This window comes from Salinigranum rubrum (genome assembly GCF_002906575.1).
In the GTDB taxonomy this organism is placed as follows: domain Archaea; phylum Halobacteriota; class Halobacteria; order Halobacteriales; family Haloferacaceae; genus Salinigranum; species Salinigranum rubrum.
In genome coordinates this window covers 150,717-173,212 of the sequence record NZ_CP026310.1, presented here as the reverse complement: position 1 = coordinate 173,212, position 22,496 = coordinate 150,717, and the positions used below count along the sequence as shown (strand labels likewise).

General features: G+C 59.3%; 16 protein-coding genes and 4 pseudogenes. 18 read left to right on the top strand and 2 right to left on the bottom strand.

The genetic code is table 11. From position 1 onward, the window contains the following. Window positions 1-412 precede the first annotated feature (412 nt). From hcaB to C2R22_RS21775, 3 genes are all read left to right on the top strand, one after another. Window positions 413-1,243 (top strand): 3-(cis-5,6-dihydroxycyclohexa-1,3-dien-1-yl)propanoate dehydrogenase, encoded by an 831-nt coding sequence (hcaB, locus tag C2R22_RS21785; RefSeq protein WP_103427888.1) that lies wholly within the window; start codon window positions 413-415, stop codon window positions 1,241-1,243. Between the two features lie 1,019 nt (window positions 1,244-2,262). Continuing rightward, window positions 2,263-2,574 carry a hypothetical protein gene (locus tag C2R22_RS21780; RefSeq protein ID WP_103427887.1) on the top strand — a complete coding sequence of 104 codons (312 nt, stop codon included), beginning with the start codon at window positions 2,263-2,265 and terminating at the stop codon, window positions 2,572-2,574. After that, window positions 2,567-4,114, top strand: a complete 1,548-nt coding sequence (locus tag C2R22_RS21775) for a sodium:solute symporter family protein (protein ID WP_103427886.1) — start codon at window positions 2,567-2,569, stop codon at window positions 4,112-4,114. Before C2R22_RS21780 ends, C2R22_RS21775 begins: the two co-directional genes overlap by 8 nt. Before the next feature lie 1,272 nt (window positions 4,115-5,386). Here the strand turns inward: C2R22_RS21775 and C2R22_RS26645 are convergent. Both C2R22_RS26645 and C2R22_RS21765 read right to left on the bottom strand, forming a co-directional pair. Next, window positions 5,387-6,045 (bottom strand): annotated as a pseudogene (locus tag C2R22_RS26645) (IS630 family transposase); the annotation flags it as partial. Continuing rightward, window positions 5,999-6,826, bottom strand: a complete 828-nt coding sequence (locus C2R22_RS21765; RefSeq protein ID WP_103427884.1) for a TrmB family transcriptional regulator — start codon at window positions 6,824-6,826, stop codon at window positions 5,999-6,001. The pseudogene C2R22_RS26645 and the gene C2R22_RS21765, both read right to left, overlap by 47 nt. A gap of 149 nt (window positions 6,827-6,975) precedes the next feature. On the opposite strand from C2R22_RS21765, the gene C2R22_RS21760 reads away from it, so the two are divergent. From C2R22_RS21760 to C2R22_RS21685, 15 genes and pseudogenes are all read left to right on the top strand, one after another. Beyond that, window positions 6,976-7,581 carry a small multi-drug export protein gene (locus tag C2R22_RS21760; RefSeq protein ID WP_245903056.1) on the top strand — a complete coding sequence of 202 codons (606 nt, stop codon included), beginning with the start codon at window positions 6,976-6,978 and terminating at the stop codon, window positions 7,579-7,581. 155 nt (window positions 7,582-7,736) lie between these two features. Then, window positions 7,737-8,175 (top strand): annotated as a pseudogene (locus C2R22_RS21755) (DUF6735 family protein). Window positions 8,176-8,212: 37 nt separating this feature from the next. Further along, a complete protein-coding gene (locus tag C2R22_RS21750; RefSeq protein WP_103427883.1) occupies window positions 8,213-8,461 on the top strand; it encodes a hypothetical protein in 249 nt (82 codons plus the stop codon). Window positions 8,462-8,560: 99 nt separating this feature from the next. Further along, window positions 8,561-9,310 carry a helix-turn-helix domain-containing protein gene (locus C2R22_RS21745; protein ID WP_103427882.1) on the top strand — a complete coding sequence of 250 codons (750 nt, stop codon included), beginning with the start codon at window positions 8,561-8,563 and terminating at the stop codon, window positions 9,308-9,310. 60 nt (window positions 9,311-9,370) lie between these two features. Further along, on the top strand, window positions 9,371-11,740 hold the full coding sequence (locus C2R22_RS21740; protein ID WP_173862843.1) for a heavy metal translocating P-type ATPase: 2,370 nt from the start codon (window positions 9,371-9,373) through the stop codon (window positions 11,738-11,740). A gap of 131 nt (window positions 11,741-11,871) precedes the next feature. Then, window positions 11,872-12,234, top strand: coding sequence for a hypothetical protein (locus tag C2R22_RS21735; protein WP_103427880.1), 363 nt, complete (start codon window positions 11,872-11,874; stop codon window positions 12,232-12,234). 690 nt (window positions 12,235-12,924) lie between these two features. Beyond that, window positions 12,925-13,401 (top strand): DUF7529 family protein, encoded by a 477-nt coding sequence (locus tag C2R22_RS21730; protein WP_103427879.1) that lies wholly within the window; start codon window positions 12,925-12,927, stop codon window positions 13,399-13,401. A 142-nt stretch (window positions 13,402-13,543) separates the two neighbouring features. Continuing rightward, complete coding sequence (locus C2R22_RS21725; RefSeq protein WP_103427878.1) at window positions 13,544-15,262, top strand: ABC transporter substrate-binding protein; 1,719 nt, start codon at window positions 13,544-13,546, stop codon at window positions 15,260-15,262. Window positions 15,263-15,319: 57 nt separating this feature from the next. Continuing rightward, the gene (locus C2R22_RS21720; RefSeq protein ID WP_103427877.1) at window positions 15,320-16,339 is read left to right on the top strand and encodes an ABC transporter permease; all 1,020 of its coding nucleotides are present in this window, start codon (window positions 15,320-15,322) and stop codon (window positions 16,337-16,339) included. Next, window positions 16,340-17,251, top strand: a complete 912-nt coding sequence (locus C2R22_RS21715) for an ABC transporter permease (protein ID WP_103427876.1) — start codon at window positions 16,340-16,342, stop codon at window positions 17,249-17,251. Window position 17,252: 1 nt separating this feature from the next. Then, window positions 17,253-18,388: pseudogene (locus C2R22_RS21710) on the top strand (ABC transporter ATP-binding protein). Continuing rightward, window positions 18,385-19,438: pseudogene (locus tag C2R22_RS27220) on the top strand (ABC transporter ATP-binding protein). Before C2R22_RS21710 ends, C2R22_RS27220 begins: the two co-directional pseudogenes overlap by 4 nt. Before the next feature lie 383 nt (window positions 19,439-19,821). Beyond that, on the top strand, window positions 19,822-20,907 hold the full coding sequence (locus C2R22_RS21695) for a DUF917 domain-containing protein (protein WP_103427874.1): 1,086 nt from the start codon (window positions 19,822-19,824) through the stop codon (window positions 20,905-20,907). 9 nt (window positions 20,908-20,916) lie between these two features. After that, the gene (locus tag C2R22_RS21690; RefSeq protein WP_103427873.1) at window positions 20,917-21,834 is read left to right on the top strand and encodes a DUF1177 domain-containing protein; all 918 of its coding nucleotides are present in this window, start codon (window positions 20,917-20,919) and stop codon (window positions 21,832-21,834) included. Then, window positions 21,831-22,496, top strand: coding sequence for an AroM family protein (locus tag C2R22_RS21685; RefSeq protein WP_103427872.1), 666 nt, complete (start codon window positions 21,831-21,833; stop codon window positions 22,494-22,496). Before C2R22_RS21690 ends, C2R22_RS21685 begins: the two co-directional genes overlap by 4 nt.

Sequence of the window (22,496 nt, the reverse complement as noted above, 5' to 3'; positions counted from 1 at the left end):
CCGCGAGAAAGTGTTCCCGCACTGCAGTACCGCGGTATGAATCGTCCAACTTGGTCGCGCAGGCGAAGGGACCTCCGTACGACGTGGGTCACCTGTCGCTCACCGAGGGAGCACCATCTGTGCGAACTGCTCGGCATTCCCGACATCTAGTGTGTCGGAACGGCCACACCACTCGATGGTCCGGGTTCCAACCGCGCGAGTGGACGCGAGTCCCAGTCGAGTATCTGATTCATGAGGGAGAGATCGACACCGACCGAATTCTAGATACGACGGACTTCGGGGGAGGGCAAGGAGGGGTGGGACCGTGCGTGAGGGTGGCCGTCTCCAACACCCCGGGCCGTCGACCTCCGGTCGGAACAGCATTTCACTACTCGAACACACTTATGTACCCTGCAGACAATATCGGTGTACGATGACGTGGCTTGACAATCAGGTAGCACTGGTCACAGGTGGCGGCTCCGGCCTCGGACGGGCGGTCGTTCGACGGTACCTCGAGGAGGGTGCGCAGGTTGCTGTCCTCGACCTTGATCGCGAGCGACTTGACGAGTTAGAGGCCGAGTTTGACGATATCGTGACCGTCCAGGGGGACGTGACGTCGCTCGCGGACAACGAACGGGGAGTCTCGACGGCGGTGGACGCGTTCGGTCATCTCGACGTGTTCGTCGGGAATGCCGGTGTCTTCGACGACAACATCTCGTTGCCGGAACTGGACCTCGACGACGTCGACTCGAACTTCGCCGAACTATTCGAGGTCAACGTGCTGGGATACCTCCTGGGCGCACGGACTGCGCTTCCCGAACTGGTCAAGACGGAGGGCCGCATGGTGTTTACTGCGTCGCAGGCGAGTTTCCACTCGGACGGCGGTGGTATCCTGTACGTCCCCTCGAAACATGCCATCGCAGGCATCGTCCGTCAACTGGCGTTCGAGCTCGCGCCGACAGTCCGGGTCAACGGCGTCGCCCCGGGCTACGTGCCGACCGACCTCAGCACCACCGACTCGCTCGGTGGTGAGCGCGGCATCGTCTCCCCAGAAGAGTTTGAGGCCGCCAATCACCCGCTCAACATCGTACCGCAGCCCGAAGATTACACTGGGGCCTACGTGCTGCTGGCGTCGCCGGCGAATTCACGCCCGATGACCGGAACCATCATCCGCGCGGACCTCGGACGGTCCGTCCGTGGTATCACATCGGTCGCTGGCCGAGCGACGGAGTTCGTCACCGATGGGCTCGATCCCTCCCAGTAATTTTTGCTGGTGTGTCCGTTCTGCGCCGGTATGTCGTTCGGTGTTGGTCTCGTTGGTTCGGGACTATTGGTTTGGTGGAACCACGGGACTCGGTGCGATGAAGGCCACCACCTCGACCGGTGACTCGAAGGGAGGTCGTTCGCCGGGAGTTGAACTCCTCGGTTGATCCAATAGACGTGGTTCTCGAACCGAATGAGTACACTGGTGCGTACCTCCCCTCGTGGCAGCTGACTGATCCCGGCCGATGACCGATTATTATCTGGACGGACCTCGGCCGGTCGGTACGTGACATCGGTGAAGTCTCGGGTCGGGCGCTCTCGTTCATCAGTGACGAAATCGACGACTGATAGAACTATCGTGCCCAGCTGGAAGTTTTACCACACGCCGATCGTCCGCGTGACGCGATTCGACGACGCCGGATCAATGAACTGCTTTGATAATTCCTACAAGCACCGATCCGTGACCGGTCTTACCGGGTACCGATCGATTTCTGCCGCTGTGTACCCGGACTGTCGGGGGTTCAGTTGTCTACGGTGCTGAAGATACGTGCCGGGAATTTCCACGCTGAGAAACATTTATATAGTCTAATGATGAACTGACCACATATCATGTCACCACATGACGTGGAAATGCCTAGCTGCTGTCAGTTCTGCCCGCATCGAAACCTGTTCAAGGGGTCGTGTTCCCATAGACTCAACACGGTACTCGTTCAGTACTTCGTCCAGAATCCGAAAATGCCGTGTCCGATCTACGTCGAACAAGTCGAAGATGAGATGTCGTCACTCGCCGCCCAGTTCGAGCGCGGAGGAGGACCATAACTATCGCCCAGGTTAGAGAGCCAACTCATTCGTGCACGTAGTCTTCCGTCTGAACACCGAGATGAGACGGTCAATCGGTCGAAAACAAATGAATAGTTAGATATCGCCGTGTTTTGGTTCACTCCTGTAGATTCTTTCGAGAACGATTGTCAGTTTGTCACTAACGATAATATTAAATAGTATGGTGTACCTTGCTAAGCCATGGCTTGGAGTGAAGGCTGGCGGTCAGAGGACCGTCCAGACACCAGTCAGATACCCGAAGAGTACAGACTATCCGCAAATATGAGAGAGAACCTGATGATCGGCTACTTTGCCGGCATCATCGGTGTCGCGTACTTCGCACTTCGCTTCATGAGCGAACCGACACTGATTGCCGGTATTCCCGCACTAATGTGGCTGACAGTCGGTGTTTCAGCACTGGTGATGCTGGGACTGTACATCAGTTTCGCCCGCCAGGGCGTCGTCAAAGACGTAACACAGGTACAGTCAGGCGGGGAGGCCGGGGATGACTGAGTTATCGACGGTTCCGTTGCAGATTCTTCCGGAGAGGTTTGCGGAGGAGATCGCGAGCGGACTGCCGATTGCACTGGCCGTGCTGGGGGCGTACATCGTAGCGTTCCTCACGATAACGTACCTCGCCCGGCGCAATTATTCCGAAGACCTCTCGGACTACGTCGTCGCGTCGCGGGGGCTCGGCTGGATCGTCGCCTCGCTCACACTCGTTGCGACAGTGCTCAGTGGGGTCGGGATGGCTGGCTTCCCTGGGACCGTCTATGCGGTGGGGATTCCGTTCATCACAATGATCATTGTTGGCTATGCCGCGACGGCTCCGGCGATCTGGTACCTCGGACGGCGTATCTGGGTCGTCGGCAAGGAGTACGACCTCAACACGCCTGGTGACCTCTTGGGTGACTACTACCAGAGCGACACGATTCGCCTGTACACCGTACTGGCGAGCGTCGCATTCAATACGACGTACATCGTCGCACAGTTACTTGCGGGTGGTCTAATCCTGACGGTCCTCACCGGCGGTATCGTCCCGTTCACCACGGGCGTCCTCATCCTCGCTATCGTCGTCGTGCTGCATGTCATCAGCACCGGCATGCGCGGTATCGCGTACCTCGACACGTTCAACGGGGCACTCATCTCCGTGCTCCTTGGCGCGTTCGGCATTTTCATCGTGATCCACGCCGGCGGAGTAGAAACTGTGTTCACCGGACTCGGCGGCTCGCTCGGCGGTTATACGACAGTTCCCGGACTGACAGGGCTGTTCACACCGGAAGTCATCGTCCTGTTCGGTATCCTCGTCACCGTCGGGAACTCGCTCGTGGCCCCCGCCTCGTGGGTGCGGATGTACACGGTCGATAACGAGCGTAACTTCGCACGGATCGCGGCGACGATGGTCGGCATCTTCACGCTCATCTACGTGTTCGGGACGAGTTTCATCGGCATCTACGGCCGGTCGGTGATGCCCGGCGGGACGAACCCGGATACTGTCTCGTCGTTGCTCGCGTTCGAGGTCATGCCCTTTGCTATTGCCGCACTATTCCTCGTCGGAATCCTCGCCGCTATCGTCTCGACCACCGACTCCTACGCTCATGTCATGGCTGCCACCGTCGTCCGCGACTTCGTGAAACCGTTCGTCAAATCGGATCTCACCGAGTCGTCAGAGCTTTTGTTGAATAAGGTTGTCATCGTCGTTACGATGGTCGCCGGGATCGTCGGCGCGCTTCTCTACCCTGGTTTGATCACGCCGCTTGCGCTCATCGTTGGCGGAGTCACTGTCCAGCTGTTGCCGCCTCTCATCGGTGCGGTCGCCTGGCCGCGTGCTTCCACCGAAGCGGCGATTATCTCCCCCGCAGTGGGGGCGGTCGCACTCCTCCTCTTCCAGGTGCAGATGATTCCGAACCCGTTCGTGACGCCGCTCGTGCCTGGCCTCGTCACCGCGTCGGTACTCAACATCGTCGTATTCGTCGCCGTGAGCTACTTGACGAGCCCGCAGCCGCTACGCAAGATCGAAGCGTACCACGGACTCATCCACCGCGAACTCTGACGCCAGCACATCTGGTTTGTCTCTAATCCTTCGCCTCATCTCTCTCCGTTCGGACAATCATGGACACTTCTTCCCTCCACCTACTCACCGGTTACATCACCCAGTTATTCTCTTGCTACAGTAGAGTTGTGTCCGAGAGTATGACTTCCCTCGATCTGAACACGCTACACCGGTACTAGCCAATTCTGTGACTCTGTTTTGAATCGCAAAACCAGCTACGCTCAGGGTAGAGTTAAGCGATGACTGCGTTCACCCTGTCCGCGACAATTTAAACACTGACCTCAATTTTTAGTGTGACCGAGATGGATCGATTTCGAGAGCCCCGTCGGTGGCCGGGTTTTCGATGATCGGGGGGTGGTCTTTTCGGGGGTTCGTTCCTCCTCATCGGTCGCTCGAAGGCTGATATGTGATGTTGTGTTGCAGGAGATTTTGCCCTTACTGTATTGGATGGTAAAACCAGTGCCTCAGTTCTCCCGCGTAGCATACCGATCAAATCGTCCCTAGTAGAATGTATTACAATCATACATCTGTAATGTATATCTCATAGCAGTGGGAATTCTAGTATTACCGTACACCATTACAAAACACCCTTGTCTGCATCAAAGTGATGCGTACGGTCGAGCGTGCGTTGCAGCGCAAGGAGCTGGACTCGTGGTAGCCGCCATCGAAGACCCTGCGAGTTCGTTCACCAACGAGTGGAATCCGGCCGTTACGTCTCGGACTTGCAGTCTGTCAGGTACAACCTTGAGAGGACATATCCAGATATTAAGAGCAATTGGTCCTTTCTTTGGTATACCGAGGACCGGACGAATTCAGACAAGGTCCCTGCCAAGTAGGCTGTGGTGACAAAAAGGTGTATGCGACGGCTTTGGTAAACCACCAGACTGCGTCGGACTCATCCGCCAGAAGAAGGGAGTTGAATCGGGATATTGTCGATGGTATATGTGGAAACTCTCTCGCTTCACGAGCAACGCAGTCACGTTAATTAAATCGCTGTTGGTGGGTGAGGCGAAGTCACCGCACTCGAAGGGGGGTGGCGGCTTAGCCGACTACGCACTCGTGTCCCTTCACCTTCTGTGGGTCTGCCTCGATTCATCGTACCGTGACGCCCTGGACTATTTGAGCAAAATGCCACAAATTCTCGGGGGAGATCGGCCCAGACGAGAGCGAGCTCCCTGACAACTCAATAGTAATAATCAAAAATAGTTGCCCATGTTTGGACAGTAACTCGGACGAGTGCTTCGTCGATCACTCTTCAACCGGGTTCAATTAAGATGGATACGCTAGGAATCTCACTAAGGCAAGTTCGTCACGGGGCGCCAAGTCCGTGACGGCCGACGTCGCGAGGTATAGTTTTTATCGAGGGTGATGAACAGATAATCTTGGACTCCTTCACACAGAGCCAGAATGAATGGTTCGCGTGTTCGGCGGTGACGTACTCTTCGAATCGCGAGAAGAAGCGATCACCGTTCTCGGAGATCGCGCCAAGCACGCACGTCCAGTCATGCTGACTAGAGAGTTCGACCGACGGCCGCGTGCCGCGTGGTTTCCGCGCGGCAAGCGGCTCAGTTCGGACAGATTTTTTTGGTTTGGTCGATACAGACTACCGTGGCGTCCATCTCTCGTCACTTTTTTTTGAGGTCGTCGTGGAACTCCTCTCGGTCTTCAGGCTCAGCTTCGGCGGCTGTTCGACGAGGCTTTTGATAACTCAATCCCAGCTCTTTCATCAACCGCCGACAACTGGGGGTTAAGTACTCGACGTTGAACGTTTCCTCGAGAAACTCGCGGAGAAGCTCCGGCGTCCACGCCGGCACGTCGATTCCTGGGTCAGTAGGTGTCTGCTGAAGTATTTGTTCTAACTACTTCTGTTGTTTTTCGGTGAGCTTACGCGTCTCCCTGACCCGTGGTCTTCTTGAACTGCTCTGCTCCATTCCAATGGGTAATAAATGAGGACTTGACCAATTTAATGTATTCTGGATTATTTATTTGAGTTATACCAAGGATCGATTGTGGGTCAAACGGGTCAGCCACGTAGACGGCGAGATCAGTTTGATCGATTATATCTAGTGAATTATATACACCGTCGGTAATTCGGACTTCGAAATTAGGATAATCATCAATCGCGTCCGCCATTTCCTCGACAAAGTCGTTTGGGAGTATGTTAATCAATTGGGTGGTCATAAGTAGTTTAAATTGGGTTTCTTTCTCTAATACATCCCCAAAATACGGCCATATCTCATCATTAGGATCTTCAAGACCGAACAGCCCTCCAGCGCTCGCCGTCCACGTCATCATCCACTCATCTGTCACACGGTTGGCTCGGTTGACGAGGCCATCAAACAATGACCGTTCATCCTCATTTGCTATCCAGAACTTCCCGTCGATGGGAGCCTTTTGACCGATCTGTGAAAGAAGATCGGCTGCAGTCGACTCTAACTGTGCTTGTTTGACGTCCAGTTCTTGTTTTCGCTGCTCCAGCAGGCGGGACACGACCAGTTCGGGATCGACAGGGCTGTATTCTCGAGGACGTGAATTCGGGTTTCTCCGCACCACTTCACGTGACTCAAGGCTGTTCAGCACATCGTAGATCCGTCCCATGGGGACATCGCTTTGATCTGCGATCTCCTCTGCTGTGCCGGTGCGAAGCTCAAGAAGGGCAGTATATACTCGTTCTTCATAGCTTGATAGCCCGAGATCACAGAAACTCGCCATACCCTGTCTCTGGGACCCACGAGTAAATGGATTAATGTCATCAGATCACTACATGGCGAGCTTCTTACCACCCTATATTAGTAAATAAACAGATATAATGTTTCGGATTATTCGAGAAAGGGTATACACTACCAACGGCACATCAATGTGTGAAGGAGAAATTAGTATCTCGCTTATTAGGACGTAGTCGCCCGAGAAGTTGTTTCTCAATCGTTGGTGGAGGGGTTCTATTAGCGATTCATCTCACAGGCCTAGACCCAACGTTTTCACTAGGAGTAAACCCCCTCCTCATTGGTGACCTATCTATCGAAGAGAGTCTTCGAAACACCAGTCCGCTTGTCCAATACGTGCTTGTATTCATTTTCGCGGCGACTCCTGCGTTGGAACTGTGGGCAGTGATTCCAATCGGAATCGCACTGGGAATGAATCCACTTGGAGTAGCCATATTCGGATTTTTGGGGAATATTATACCAGTATACCTCGTGATTATATTTTTCACCCGTATCAAAAATTGGCTGCAAGCGAGGGAATACATTGGCGAAAACCCAGCCAAGTCGAGAAAACGATCTTATAAGTTCTTCAAAAAATATGGGCTTCCAGGGTTCGCTGTCGGCGCACCCTTCCTGGTCGGGGTCCACATTGCCGCGTTTCTGGTTCTTACAATGGGTGCGAAGAGACGGAAGGCTTTGCTGTGGATGACAGTCTCCATTGCCTTTTGGACAGTTATTCTTACTACAGCTTCCTTAGCTTTGTAGATTAAGTAGGTGATTCCACTTACCGATTTAACCACCCCGATTTCATTACTCATCCCGAATAAAGAAGCCTCGGTCGCAGCTACTGGTAGCGTTGTTCGTCCCCGGGAGGGATGCGGGGCGATCCAGTCGCGGTCGCCCTGCGAGGTGATTGCTCGATGGGACACCGCGCACTCGTTGCGTATGAACGTACAGACGGACAGTACACGCTCCACTACAGCCACTGGGGCGCAGCGAACCTGAATCTCAAGCACCGAATCTCGGCGGAGTCGCCGTTCGGTGGCGAAGACACCGACTCCAAGTGGGTGAATATCGACCACGTTCGAGGTGACCGCGTACCGGACACTGTGGTTCGGGCTGCAGTACGACTCGGAGACGGTTGAACAGGGCGAGCCGGTCGGCGACGGCCACCTGCAGGGACAGTTCGCGGCCCTCAAAGACGTCGTCGGCGATATGATCGACAACGGCGTCTTCACGCCATCGACAGCAAGACAGTACCTGAAACGGAAGCTCGCTGAGCGGGTCGGAGACCGAAAGGAGCTGCTCATTCCGACCGGAAAATCACCCTTCGAGAAGTCGAGCCGCAGCGAGCCCTAACACCCATTTCTTAGTGGATAGCGGGAAACGCACAAGTATGTCAAATCATTCAAAAGACGACGTTCGTGTCTGGCTCGTCGAACGAACGTACTCCGATGACGAACAGAACCTGATCATCCTCACGTACGCGACGCCCGATGGGGAACAGTACTATCGGAAGGAACGGGCACTCACGTCCTTCACTGATGTCCGAGATACGACCGCAGAAGTTGATGCTAAACCCGACAATCTCGGCATGGTCGATGACCCCGACCTCCAAAAACAATACGCGGCCGAAGCCCGGTGAATGCAGGAAGTACACGACCCGGATGACGTGATCTGATCCCCACCAGTAGAATAACGCCCCGGGCCATGGGTTATGTCGTAGCAGGCCGTACGCGAGGGTATGCGCGAACTCGTCTTCGCCCTTGAGTACGAGCCAGGCTGCAACAGGGTGGCGGACGCCCTCGCCGACCACCCCGACGCCCGTGTCCGCTCGCTCTCGCTGCACGCCACTGCCGACCGCCTCTGGCGGGTCGACCACGCCACCGGAACTCCAGAAGCGCTCGACGCCGTTGAGGACGCCTTTCTCAGCGCCGACTACTACGCTGACTGTCTCGCGACCGAGGACTGCGGCGCAACGCAGACCACTCGTATTCTGGATCGGGCGGACGACACACTCATCCTCTACTCCGACTGGGAGCGCACCCCCACTTGCGCCTCAGTCCCCCACATCGCTCGCGACCACTTCGGCGACGGCGTGCTGTTCGAGACGCGTCACGAGGGACGCCACTACACGTGGCGGCTCATCCACGCCGGCGAAGGCGACGTAGCTGCGTTCTTTCACGCCCTCGAGGTCGCCGTCGGAGAATGCGCTCAGATGGAGATGCTCCGCACCGCGAATACAACCACATCAGCCGGGGGAAGCGACGGGACACCGAGTGGATTGCCTCCAGCTCAAGAGGCCGCACTCCAGGCTGCCGTCGAACACGGTTATTACGAGTCGCCCCGAGAGGTTGACGTCGGTGAGCTGGCTGAGCATCTCGGCGTGCCGCGGTCAACACTTACTTACCGACTCCGTCGGGCGGAGGAACATTTAGCGAAGCAACACGTTGCCGGCGAGCGGGTCACGGAAGAACGGCTAATATCGCGCTGACACGCGGAGTTGGAATATTCCAACAAAGGCATATCGAACTCCCGCTCCTACCGTAGAGTGATGACAGAGAATCCGGATGTAGCGGGACAGGCGAGCGGGGGCGGTCAGCGACGGGAGCTGACCGCCCGCCTTACCGTCCCCGAGATGGACTGTCCCTCTTGCGCCCAGAAGGTCGACAAGAGCCTGCAACGCGTCGACGGCGTCGTCGACGCGACGCTCCAGCCGACCACCGGCACGGCCACCGTCACGTACGACCCTGAGCGCACTAGCGAAGCCGACGTTATCAAAGCGATTGAAGGCGCCGGCTATGAGGTCGTCGGGGGCTCTGACTCTGAGGGCGATGAGCGAACCGAGGCGGATGACGGCGTCGACATCGCACCGCCGTCGGAGGTCTGGACCGGCCCTCGGGCGAAGAAGACGTGGATCGGCGCGGCGTTCGTCACCCTTGGACTCCTCTTCGAGTTTCTCCTTACTGCCCAGAACGTTGCGGTAGCGAGCGTCCTTGACTATCCGCTCCACGTCGCTGACGTGCTGTTCCTCGGTGCGGTCGCGGCCAGCGGGATTCCCGTCGTCCGCGGCGGCTACTACTCCGCGAAGAACCGGAGTCTGGACATCGATCTGCTGATGGGGACGGCGATCATCGCCGCGACCGGCATCGGCTACTTCGTCGAGGCCGCGACGTTGGCCGTCCTGTTCAGCATCGCCGAGCTGCTCGAAGACTACGCGATGGACAGGGCGCGGGACTCCCTGCGCGAGCTGATGGAGCTGTCGCCCGACGAGGCCACCGTCAAGCGAGACGGCGAGGAAGTGACGGTGCCCGCCGACGAGGTGGCGGTGGGCGAGACCGTGGTCGTCCGACCCGGCGACAAGATCCCACTCGACGGGACGGTCGTTGAGGGCGAGAGTGCAGTCGACCAGTCGCCAATCACCGGCGAAAGTGTCCCCGTCGACAAGACCGCAGGTGACGAGGTGTACGCTGGTGCAATCAACGAGGAGGGCTACCTCGAAGTTGAGGTTACCTCGACGGCGGGCGACTCGACGCTCTCGCGCATCATCGAGATGGTACAGGGCGCACAGGCAAACAAGACCGAGACCGAGCAGTTCGTCGATCGATTCTCGGGCTACTATACGCCGCTCGTGGTTGTACTGGCGATTCTAACCGCCGCCATTCCGCCGCTGGTAATCGCCGACCCGGTGTCGATGAACGTGGCCGGGTACGGGATCAGCTTCGCCGGTGACTGGCAGACGTGGTTCATCCGTGGGCTCACCTTGCTGGTGATCGCCTGCCCGTGCGCGTTCGTCATCTCGACGCCCGTCTCAGTGGTATCAGGCATCACCAGCGCCGCGAAGAACGGCGTCCTGATCAAGGGTGGCAACTATCTGGAGGCGATGGGCGAGGTCGATGCCGTCGCCGTCGACAAGACGGGGACGCTCACGAAGGGCGAGCTCGCCGTCACCGACGTCGTCCCGCTCGGTGACACCGACGAGGCGACACTGCTCCAGCACGCCGCCGGACTGGAGCGGCGCAGCGAGCATCCAATCGCCGCGGCGATTCTCGCCCGGGCCGACGAGGCGGGCGTGGGCGATCTGCCCGACTTATCGGGCTTCGAGAGCCTGACGGGCAAGGGCATCCGCGGGGAGATCGACGGCGAGACGTACTACGCGGGCAAGCCCGCACTCTTCGAGGAGCTGGGCTTCGACCTCTCGCGAACGCGCCGCGAGACAGACGGAGGCGTCGTGGCAGAAGATACGGCCGAGTCCGACGACGGAGCGTTCGCCGATGACGCGCTCGCCGCACTAGAGCGGGAGGGCAAGACGGTCGTTCTCGTCGGAACGGAGACCGAGTTGCTGGGAGCCATCGCCATCGCCGACGAGGTGCGCCCGGCCTCGAAGCGGGCCGTCCAGCGCCTGCACGAGTTGGGCGTCGAGCGCGTCGTGATGCTGACCGGCGACAACGAGGGGACCGCCCGCGCCATCGCCGAGCAGGTCGGTGTCGACGAATACCGCGCCGAGCTCCTGCCCGACGAGAAGGTCGATGCAGTCGAGGAACTGCAGGCGGAGTACGGCGAGGTGGCGATGGTCGGTGACGGGATCAACGACGCGCCCGCGCTCGCCACCGCGGAAGTCGGCATCGCGATGGGCGCGGCCGGCACCGACACCGCGCTCGAGACTGCGGACATCGCACTGATGGGTGACGACGTCGGGAAGCTCCCCTACCTGTACGAACTGTCGCACACGGCCAACGGCGTGATCCGGCAAAACATCTGGACGAGCCTCGGCGTGAAGGCACTGCTCGCGCTGGGCGTGCCGCTGGGACTCGTAAGCGTCGCGCTGGCGGTCGTGGTCGGCGACATGGGGATGAGCCTCGGCGTCACCGGGAACGCAATGCGATTGTCACGGATCGAGCCCGACCACTTCTCCGACACGTGAATTAAAGAGCAGGAACAGGATTCCCGATTCAAACCGTCCCGAATCTAGGGTTCGGTATCGGATTTAATTCGATACAGCTGCTGTTCTTCGTGGGCTGGAATGGGTGAGTCCCGCCGTAGGCTCGTGATTCGATGACCTCAGGTGACGACCCGTTTCACGACTGCGAGTTGGATCCCGAGGCGATCCTCGGGACACACACCTTCGAAGACGTCCTGTTCACCGACGAGACGGAAACCCCAGTGAACGTGCTCACCGGCGAGACACCGGTACATTCGCAAGCAACCGTCGAGGAAGCGACGGAGTTCGAAGTCGAGTATACTGTTCTGGGGGCAATTGATGTTGGGATAGATGATGTCGAGACAATCCGAGAGCGCGTCCTCTCGAGTGTGAGAATGCTCTCGGACGACCAGAAGCACGCAGTCGACGATGCTATTGATAGCTTGGTCGACCAGCATATTCTCAAGCGCGACGGGGGTACTGTTCGGCTCCAGTGACCCTTGGTGGCCGTTGTTCTATCTTTGTGGACCGTACCTCGGGACTAGCGTTCGATAGTCGAGATTTATCATCCCGTAAGGGACTGAGTGAGAGGTAGAGTCGATCTGCTGCATCTTCGATTCGACTCCTATCCTCCACTCCTAGTGACTGCTCTTACCCTCAACTATGAGTACAGAATCAACCCAGAGAGCGCTGACACCGACGAGATTGTGGATTCTACCGTTCCATCTCGTCGAATCCGCACGGTTCTATTGAAAGCACTCGGAGGAGATGAAACGTCCACTTGCACCGAGTATTTTCCAGAGATCGTTCCATGTCCGCTGCCAGTCGGTGTCCGTCTCGGCGTCGGCGGTCATTACTACAATATAAAATCTCCTGCCGACTTCCCATTTGCGTACTCCCGCGCTTACATCTTCCAACATCGAACCGTACTCCGTGAACGGAGACATTCGCTACCGAAATCTCGCGTTGTTCATCGCGCTCGCCGCAATGCGAGCTTCATTAGCTGCGGTGGTGCCCGCTGTCGCTTTGTGAACCTCAAGTCGGTCCAGTCAATACGTCCGCTGAGGCGTGTGATTTCCGCCATGGACTAGTAGAAATCACACTCACCCCACTCTGACTTCTCAACTTAACGCGACCCGTCCTACCGCAATAATTGTTTTGTAGCCCCTTGCTCGTTGGAAGAGACGATGAGCCGTGACAAGATCAACCGGATGAACAAAGCCCTCCTCCACTGGAATGAGATTACAGACGAGATAGCGCAATTACGAGAGGAGTATGAATCGTCGGGCTGGAATACCGTGGTACTCCATCCGGGGGACGTGACAGCCGGGACCGTGAGTGACGATAGCCCCGGGTTCCGACTCGTGGTACCTTCCTCCGAGTTGGAGGCGCTTGAGGACCTCGTCGGGGAGACGGAAGCGTCGTTCGACGAGTTTGAGGTGTACCACGCGCCGACCGACGACCTGACTTTCTACGTCGTGGTCTTGCAGGCGGCGTCGTTCCGACGCGCTGTCTTCCTCCCCGTCTTCTACGACCCAACGAGAGACTCAGAAATAACCGAAGCAGTGAATAATTGTTCTCATATTTTGATCGAAACTACAACAATTGATGAGAATAGAACGTATAGATTCACAATCGAAGATACAGATGTATTTAATCGCTGATTCGTTATTGTGTTCAAATCGTTACATGGTCCGAACATTTCGTTCGCATTTTATCGAGTAAGACAATAATTCGTCTTATCTCACGCACGAAATTAAGTCATCGACGAAATATTTATATATCTGTACTTAACATACTTGTCCAATGCCATCATATGACAAAGACCGTCGAAAGTTCCTAAAGCTGCTGGGGGCTGGTGCTGCCTCGATTTCCGTCGCAGGATGCTCTGGCAACGACGAATCGGGCCAGGGTGGATCGTCGGGAGATGGGTCGTCGGGGGACGGCGCATCAGGGGACGGTTCGTCGGGTGACGGCTCTTCGAGTGACTCCGAAGACGACGACAGTTCGAGCGGTGGGAACGACTTCCACTTCATCGCGGGTCAGGTGTTCGGGACCCTCGACCCGGCCGCACAGGTCGACTACACCCAGGGGCTCGCCGCACAGAACCTGTACGACGAGTTCATCACCGTCGATCCTGATTCGCTGCAACCGGTCGCCCACATCGCAGACAGCTGGGACACCGAGGACGACGGTCAAACGTGGGTGTTCACCCTCCGTGACGATGTGACGTTCACCGACGGACAGCCACTGACCGCAGAGGACGTCGTCTACTCGATGCGCCGGATGCTGAACCTCGAAGCAGGCTACTCGTCGTTCTGGCTCGCGTACCTCAACCCCGATGACGTCGTCGCCCGTGACGAACAGACCGTCGAGTTCGGGTTCAAGCAAGCATACGGGCCGGCACTGGCGACGTTCGTACAGTTCTACATCGTCAACAGCGCCGTCGTACAGGAGAACGAACAAGATGGCGACTACGGACAGAGTTACCTGCAACAGAACTCGGCCGGCTCCGGAGCGTACGTCTTGGAGAGCTGGGAGCAGGGCAACTCGATCGAGACGTCGGCGTACGAGGACTACTGGAAGGGCTGGGAGGACAACAGCTTCGACACATTCCGGTCAACGGTCATCACCGAGCAATCGACGATCATCAACACGATGCGTCAAGGCAACGGTGACATGACCGACCAGTATATGGGAACGCAGGCCTACGAGGAGATGGCGTCGATGGACAACATCCGTGTCCCCGAAGTCCCGCAACTCCAGTTGTTCCACCTCCCCCTGAACTGCCAGAAGGCACCGACAGACGATATCAACGTTCGGAAAGCGATCGCCTACGCGTTCGACTACGAGAGCGCGGTCCAGAGCATCATCGGTGGCGGCGCCGTCGCGGCCGGGCCGGTGCCCCGCGAGATGGCCGGCCACAACGACGACCTGTCTCCGATGTCTCAGGACCTCGACCGGGCGAAGGAGTTCTTGGATAGGTCCGATTACACGGTTGATGAGATCAACGAAATCGGCCTCGAGCACGTTGTCGTTGCCGGCACCGAACTCCAGCGACAGATTGGTCTGCTCAATCAGGCGGGCCTGAACGAACTGGGAATCGAACTCGAAATCAACCCACAACAGTGGGCCACGCTCACCGACCGGGCGACGAACGCGGATTCGACCGCCCACGTGACCAACATCTTCCACACGGCGAAGATGCCCTCGCCGGACAGCCACACCTACCTCATGTACCACCCGTCGTCGTTCGGGTCGTACATCTCACAGTCGTGGTACACGACCGACGAGATTACGGCCGTCCTCGAGGAGGCCCGGCAAACAACCGACCTCCAAGAGCGCCTCAACAAGTACGCGGAAGCACAGGGCCTGATCGTCGAGGGGATGCCCAGCGTCTACGTCGCCAATCCCCCCTACCGAATCGGAATCAACGAGAACGTCGGCGGCTGGAGTTACCAGGGGGTCATGTCCTTCGACTGGGACGTCCATTCGATGACCCGGACGGGTGACGGAAGGGCATAACATCCTGCACCGGGCTGTTCGATGTTCGACAGTCCAGTACAACAACACAACATACACATGTCATACGTAGACTATCTCATCCAACGAGCACTCCAGTCAGTTCCCGTGATTCTGGGGCTGTCGGTGCTCATATTCGGGATTTCTCGGGTGATACCGGGAGATCCTGTACGGTTAGCACTCGGCCCCGAGGCATCCGACAGCCAAGTGGCGGCCCTGCGGGCTGAGATGGGTTTAGATCAGCCGCTACCGGTCCAGTACTTCGACTGGCTCGTCGGCGTCGTCCAGGGAGACTGGGGGATGTCGCTGCGGACGAACAATAACGTGTTCAGCGACATCGTCGGGCGACTCCCGGCGACGTTCGAACTGACGACCGTCACGCTGGTGTTCGCGGTGTTGCTCGCGATACCCTTCGGTGTTGTTGCGGGCACCAATAAGGACCGCTGGCAGGACCACGTTTCCCGGGTTACGGCACTGTTCGGCGTGTCGATGCCCCGGTTCTGGGTGGCGATCGTCTTGCAGATCATCTTCGTGGTCTCACTCGGGCTGCTCCCGCTGTCCGGGCGTCTGAGCGACGGGGTGACACCCCCACCGAGCGTGACGCACCTCTATCTGGTCGACAGTCTCATCGCCGGTCAGTTCGGGACGTTCATCGACGCGGCCACACACCTGGTTCTACCAGCGTTCGCCCTCGGGCTCGCGACGCTCGCCCAGGTCATGCGTCTGATCCGATCGGACATGATCGACGAGCAACGGAAGGACTACGTGCTGGCCGCTCGAGCCTACGGCCTCCCGAACAACCTGATCGAGTACAAGTACATGCTCAGGAACGCGTTCACCAGCTCACTGACGGTGATCGGACTCGCCTTTGGATTCCTGCTCGGCAACGCGTTCCTCGTGGAGATCGTCTTCGCGTGGCCGGGGATGGCTCGCTACGGCGTCCAAGCGATCCTCTATCAGGACTTTAACGCAATCGTCGGCGTCACCATCGTCGTCGGTATCGGCTTCGTGACTGCCAACTTCATCGTCGACCTGCTGTACGGTTACCTCGATCCTCGGGTCAGATTGGAGGACGGATAGATGGCCACCGAAACAGAATCCACTGACGGGGTCTTCGGCTCGGACGATATCGCCCGTCAAGAGCGGATCGAACAGTTGCGCCGGAGCTTTCTGAGCTTCACCGAGAACAAGCTCTCGGTCGTCGGGCTGGCCATGATCGTGGCGCTCGTGCTAGCGGCCATCTTCGCACCCGTCATCGCACCATACCCGGAGGACGCTGGAGCTGGCGTCAACTTCGATCGGGCTAGTCAGCCACCGAGCTTCGACCACCCGATGGGGACCGACACTACCGGCCGTGATATCTTCAGTCGCGTCCTCTTCGGTGCGCGTCTCTCGTTGCTGATGGGCGTCATCGTCCTCTCGATCGCCATCTCTATCGGCGTGACCCTCGGGCTTGTCGCGGGCTACCTCGGCGGCACGACGAACGTCGTCATCATGCGAACGACCGACATCTTCCTCGCGATTCCACCGACACTGCTCGCGATGGCGGTCGTGGCCGCGACGGGGGCGTCACTGTTCAACGTGATGGTCGCGATTGCCTTCTCGTGGTGGTCGTGGTATGCCCGACTCGTCCAAGGGGAGGTTCTCTCGATCAAAGAAGACGAGTTCGTTGAGTCGAGTCGAGCTCTCGGGTCCGGGTGGTTCCGGACGACGTTCAAGGAAATCCTCCCGAACGTTGTGAGTCCGATCACGGTCAAGGCAACCCTCGACATGGGGTTCGTCATCCTCGTCGGTGCCGGGTTGTCTTTCCTCGGACTCGGGGCACAGCCCCCGACACCGACGTGGGGAGCCATGATTGCTCAGGGACGCAACTACGTCACGAGTTACTGGTGGATCGCGGTCTTCCCCGGGCTGGCGATCTCCTTCGCCGTTCTCGGGTTCAACTTCATCGGTGACGGCCTCCGTGACATCCTCGACGTCGAGGTGAACTGAGATGAACAATCCCATCTTGGAGGTGCGAAACCTCCACGTAGAGTTCGACACCTATGACGGGGTCGCCGAGGTGATCAACGGCGTCGATTTTACCCTCGACCGGGGTGAGACCGCCGCGCTGGTCGGCGAGACCGGCTGTGGCAAGAGCGTCACGGTCAAGGCCATCATGGGACTGCTACCCTCTGCACGTATCCCCGAGGGGGAGATCATCTACAAGGGGGAGAACGTGCTCGACCTCTCCGATTCGCAGCGTCACGCACGACGCGGCAAGGAGATGAGCATGATAATGCAGGACCCGATGACCTCGCTCAACCCCGTCCTGAAGGTGGGCGAGCAGATGATCGACGTCCTGAAGTGGCAGGGGAAGCCACGGCTGTCGGTCACGGAGTGGCTCCGAGACAAGGTCGGCTCGGGCTCCGGCTCCGACGGCGAGTACCGGGACCGAGCGATACGAATGCTCGACAGCGTCGAGATATCGGCCCCCGAACGCGTGTTCAACAGCTACCCCGTCGAACTATCCGGCGGGATGCGACAGCGGGTGCTGATCGCTATCGCGCTCCTCTCGGAACCCGACCTGCTGATTGCAGACGAACCGGGCACAGCGCTCGACGTCACGACCGAGGCCAAAGTCCTTGACCTACTCGACGAACTCGTCGAGGAACGTGACACGAGCGTTCTGTACATCACGCACGACCTTGGGGTCGCGAGAGAGGTGAGTGACTTCATCAACGTCATGTACGCCGGGGAGATAGTCGAGCAGGCGCCGACTGCAGAGCTCTTTTCAAGCCCACAGCACCCCTACACGCGCGGTCTACTGGACAGCATCCCGATGTTATCGACCGGCATCGGGACGGGCATCGAGGGGCACCTACCGGACTACACCGACCCACCGTCTGGGTGTCGGTTTGCGAGTCGGTGTCCCCACGCGGAACCGGAGTGTACGGAGGTGTTTCCCCACCTTCGTGAGACGACGTCCGGCCACGCCGTCGGCTGTCACCTCTTCGATGGGCCGGCAGCGTACAGTCGCGACCGGGGAACCACGAGCACGTCCATCGACATCGGCCCCCACCGTGGGAGTCTCGCTCCGACGAGGAGGCGCCGTCCGACACGGTCGTCAACCGAGGATCAGAGCAATGAGTCTCACAGAACCCACAGACGATCCAGACGCACAGCAGAGCGTGGACCAGGCGGACGCGATGGTTCGCGTCGAGGGGTTACAGAAGCACTTTCCGATCCAGGAGGGGGTGTTCCAGCGGCGCGTCGGGGCGGTCCGGGCGGTCGATGGGGTCAGCTTCTCGATCGCAGAGGGTGAGACTTTCGGACTGGTCGGCGAATCCGGGTCCGGGAAGACGACCACCGGTCGGTCGATGCTCCGACTGACGGAGCCGACGGCCGGAACGATCGAGATCGACGGCCAGGACGTCGTCGATCTCTCTCAGGCGGAGCTCAAGCGGTTCCGCCGCAACATGCAGATCGTCCACCAGGACCCGACATCGAGCCTCAATCCGCGTCACCGCGTGAAGACTATCATCGAGGCGCCGCTCAAGATCCACGACTACGGACAGCCAAAGAGCGGCTGAACCGGATCGAAGAACTGCTCGACATGGTCGACCTCCCGCGTGAGTTCATGTACCGGTATCCCGGCCAGCTCTCGGGGGGCAGAAACAGCGGGTCGGTATAGCCCGTGCGGTCGCGCTGAACCCGAAGTTCGTCGTCCTCGACGAACCGACGAGTGCGCTCGACGTTTCGGTTCAAGCGCGCATCATCAACATCCTCCAGTCGATCCAAGACGAGTACGGAATTACGTACCTGTTCATCACGCACGACCTCTCGCTATTGCGAAACGTCGCAGACCGAATCGGGGTGATGTACCTCGGTCGCCTCGTTGAGATCGGCGACGTCGAGTCGGTGTTCACGAGACCGGAACACCCCTACAGCAGGGCGCTCCTCTCGGCGATTTCGACCGTCAGCGAAGCGGATGAACGCGCGAAACCGGAGAGCGTGTATCTCGAAGGCGAAATCCCCGACCCGCGGGAGAAACCAAGCGGGTGTGCCTTCAGGTCGCGCTGTCCGTGGGAGTTCGACGCCTGTGCTGAGGAGGAACCGGCGATGTACGACCGGGGCGGCGACCACCTCGCCAGGTGTTACCTCCACGACGATCAATTCGCGGAGGTGCCGGACTGGTGACGTCCCCCGAACACGGTCAGGAACGGAAAGCCGCTCTCAAGCGCGCTCGCGAAAACCGCCCGTGGACCGCGGAGGTACTCCTGCGTGCCGCCTCGGACCCAGTCACGTTCAAAGCCACCGAATCGACCTGTACCGGTTGTTCACGACCCTGCGAGGAGGACGAGGTGTGTGCGACCGCCGTTGCACAGTCTCAAGATCTCTTCGAGTCGATGGGCCGCGACCAGGTGTATCACCTCCTCGAGAGTGGAATGAGACGATTACGCGCCCGGAATGAGGGGGTCTTTCGAACCGCCGACCGTGCGTTTCCGAACACGTTCGTTCGACTCACCGGTGCACAGCCAGCGGTGAGCGACGATGACAGAACATAGCTTACTAGAGATATAATGACGACACGAGAGTACGATATCACAGAACAGTGGGTGACGGACGTCGCTACGGGCGGGGCGGTGCTGGGTGGTGGCGGCGGCGGGTCGCTCGGAGAAGGAATCGAATTCGGCGAACTCGCCGTTGAGTACGGGACGCCGACTGTCGTCCCGCTCGACTCGCTCGACCCGTCCGAGGTCGTGTTAACGGTGAGCGGAGTCGGCGCGCCGGCGGCGACCGAGAGCCACGTCGACCCAGCCGACTACGTCCGCGCGGTCAAGTTGCTCGTCGACCGACTCGCCGAGGAAGGATCGACTGTCGGCGCCTTGATGACCAACGAGATGGGCGGCTTCGCGTCGGTGAACGGCCTCCTACAGTCGGCCGTGACCGGACTTCCGCTCGTGGACGCCGCGTGTAACGGCCGGGCACACCCGACCGGACCAATGGGTTCGATCGGCCTTGCGAACGACGCGCGCGTACTCCAGTCGGGCGTCGGCGGCGTTCCGGAGACGGAGCGCCGGCACGAAGTCATCGTTCGGGCTCAACTCGGTACTGCGGCGTCGACGATCAGACGGACTGCTGAGGCAGCGGGGGGTTTGGTCGCCGTCGCGAGGAATCCGGTCACCGCTGACTACGCCACCGAACACGCTGCCGTCGGTGTGTACGAACAGGCCGAGACAGTCGGGGCTGCGGTCCGAACTGCGACCGACGGCGTGACGGCGGCAGAGAACATCGCCGAGGAACTGGACGGCAACGTCGTCGTCACCGGGACCGTCGATTCCTGTGCGCTCGAAACCACCGGCGGGTTCGACGTGGGGACGGTGACAGTCGACGGCTACGAGCTGACGTTCTGGAACGAGTATATGACGCTCGACCACGACGGAACGCGGGTTTCCACGTTCCCCGACCTCATCACGACTCTCGACGCTGAGTCGGGTCGCCCAATATCCACCGCAGAGATCGAAGTCGGACAGCAAGTCTCGGTACTCACCGCACCGGGAGCGTCACTCGCACTGGGCGCGGGCATGGCGGACCCGACCCTGTTCGAACCGGTTGAGGCGGCCGTCGATAGACCAGTGATCAACTACGCGTTCACTCAGGAGTGACACGAGATAATGTTAGATAACATACAGCAAGCGTACAGCGTACTCGACCACCCGGAAGCAGACGGGGCTGCCGTTCAAGACGCCATGGGAGGAACCGACATCGCGGTGGACGTAACGACGATCGAGACCGACAAGGGGTCGACGGACTTTGTGCGCGTCACCGTCCCGGGCCAGGACCCGGACGCACCGACGCTCGGCGTCGTCGGCCGACTCGGCGGTGTCGGCGCCCGTCCTGAAGAGGTGGGGATGGTTTCCGATGCGGACGGTGCCATCGTGGCGCTCGCGTCGGCGTTCAAACTCGCGGAGATGTACGAGCGGGGAGACCACCTGGCCGGGGAGGTGCAGATCGCGACACATGTCTGTCCAGACGCGCCGACCCAGCCACACGACCCGGTCCCGTTCATGGGAAGCCCCGTCGACATGGCGACGATGAATCGCCACGAGGTCGACGAGGAGATGGACGCTGTCCTCTCGGTCGACGCAACCAAGGGCAACCGAGTCCATTGTGAGCGCGGGTTCGCCATCACGCCCACGGCGAAGGAGGGGTGGCTGTTGCCACCCAGCGACGCGCTCCTCGACATTCAAGAGCGGGTCACCGGAGAGCCACCGAGCACGCTAACGCTCACGACCCAAGACATCACCCCGTACGGAAACGACGTCCACCACATAAACAGCCTCATGCAACCGGCGACCGCGACGGACGCACCCGTTGTCGGTGTCGCCACCACGAGCACAAGTCCGATTCCAGGGTCGGGGACAGGTGCTAACTACCTCCCGGAACTCTTGGAGGCGACCGGGTTCGTTGTCGAGACAGCGAAGGAATTCACCCGGGGTCGGGCGACCTTGTACGACCGCTCCGAGTTCGAACGCTTGCAGGCGCTGTACGGGTCGATGGACCGACTGCAGACGATGGGGACAGAGCGATGACGACGATCGGCCTCATCACCATTGGGCAGGCACCACGAACGGACATCACCCCTGACATCGTCGACTTCCTGCCGGACGGCGTAGACGTCGTTGAGGCCGGCGCGCTCGACGAGTTCGACTCCAGCGAGGCGATCGAGGCTGCCGTTGGACCGACGGAGGGGGAGCCGATATTCGTCACTCGCCTACGTGACGGGTCGTCAGTCACGGTCGATCGTGCGTCCGTGGTCGACCTCGTCCAGGCGCGTATCGACGAGGTCGCCGCGAATGAGGAGGTCTCCGCTATCGGCGTCCTCTGTACCGGTCACTTCCCCGACTTCGAGGCCTCCGTCCCGATCCTCGAACCGAGCGACCTGCTCCACGGGTGGGCGACGAGCATCGCGCTCGACGGCACCGTCGGGGTTATCGTCCCCGAACAGGAACAAGTCGACCAGACCTTCGAGAAGTGGAAGGGGTTCGAACTGCGCACCGCTGCCGGGTCGCCGTACGTCGACGAGGACGAGGTCACCCCGGCAGCACAGTCGATCGGCACCGACGTGGACCTCATCGTGATGGACTGTATGGGGTACACGCCAGCGATGAAAGCGACTGTTCGCGAACAGACCAACACCAGCGTGTTACTCGGCCGGTCAGTGCTGGCAAAGACGATGACCGAGGTGCTGTAA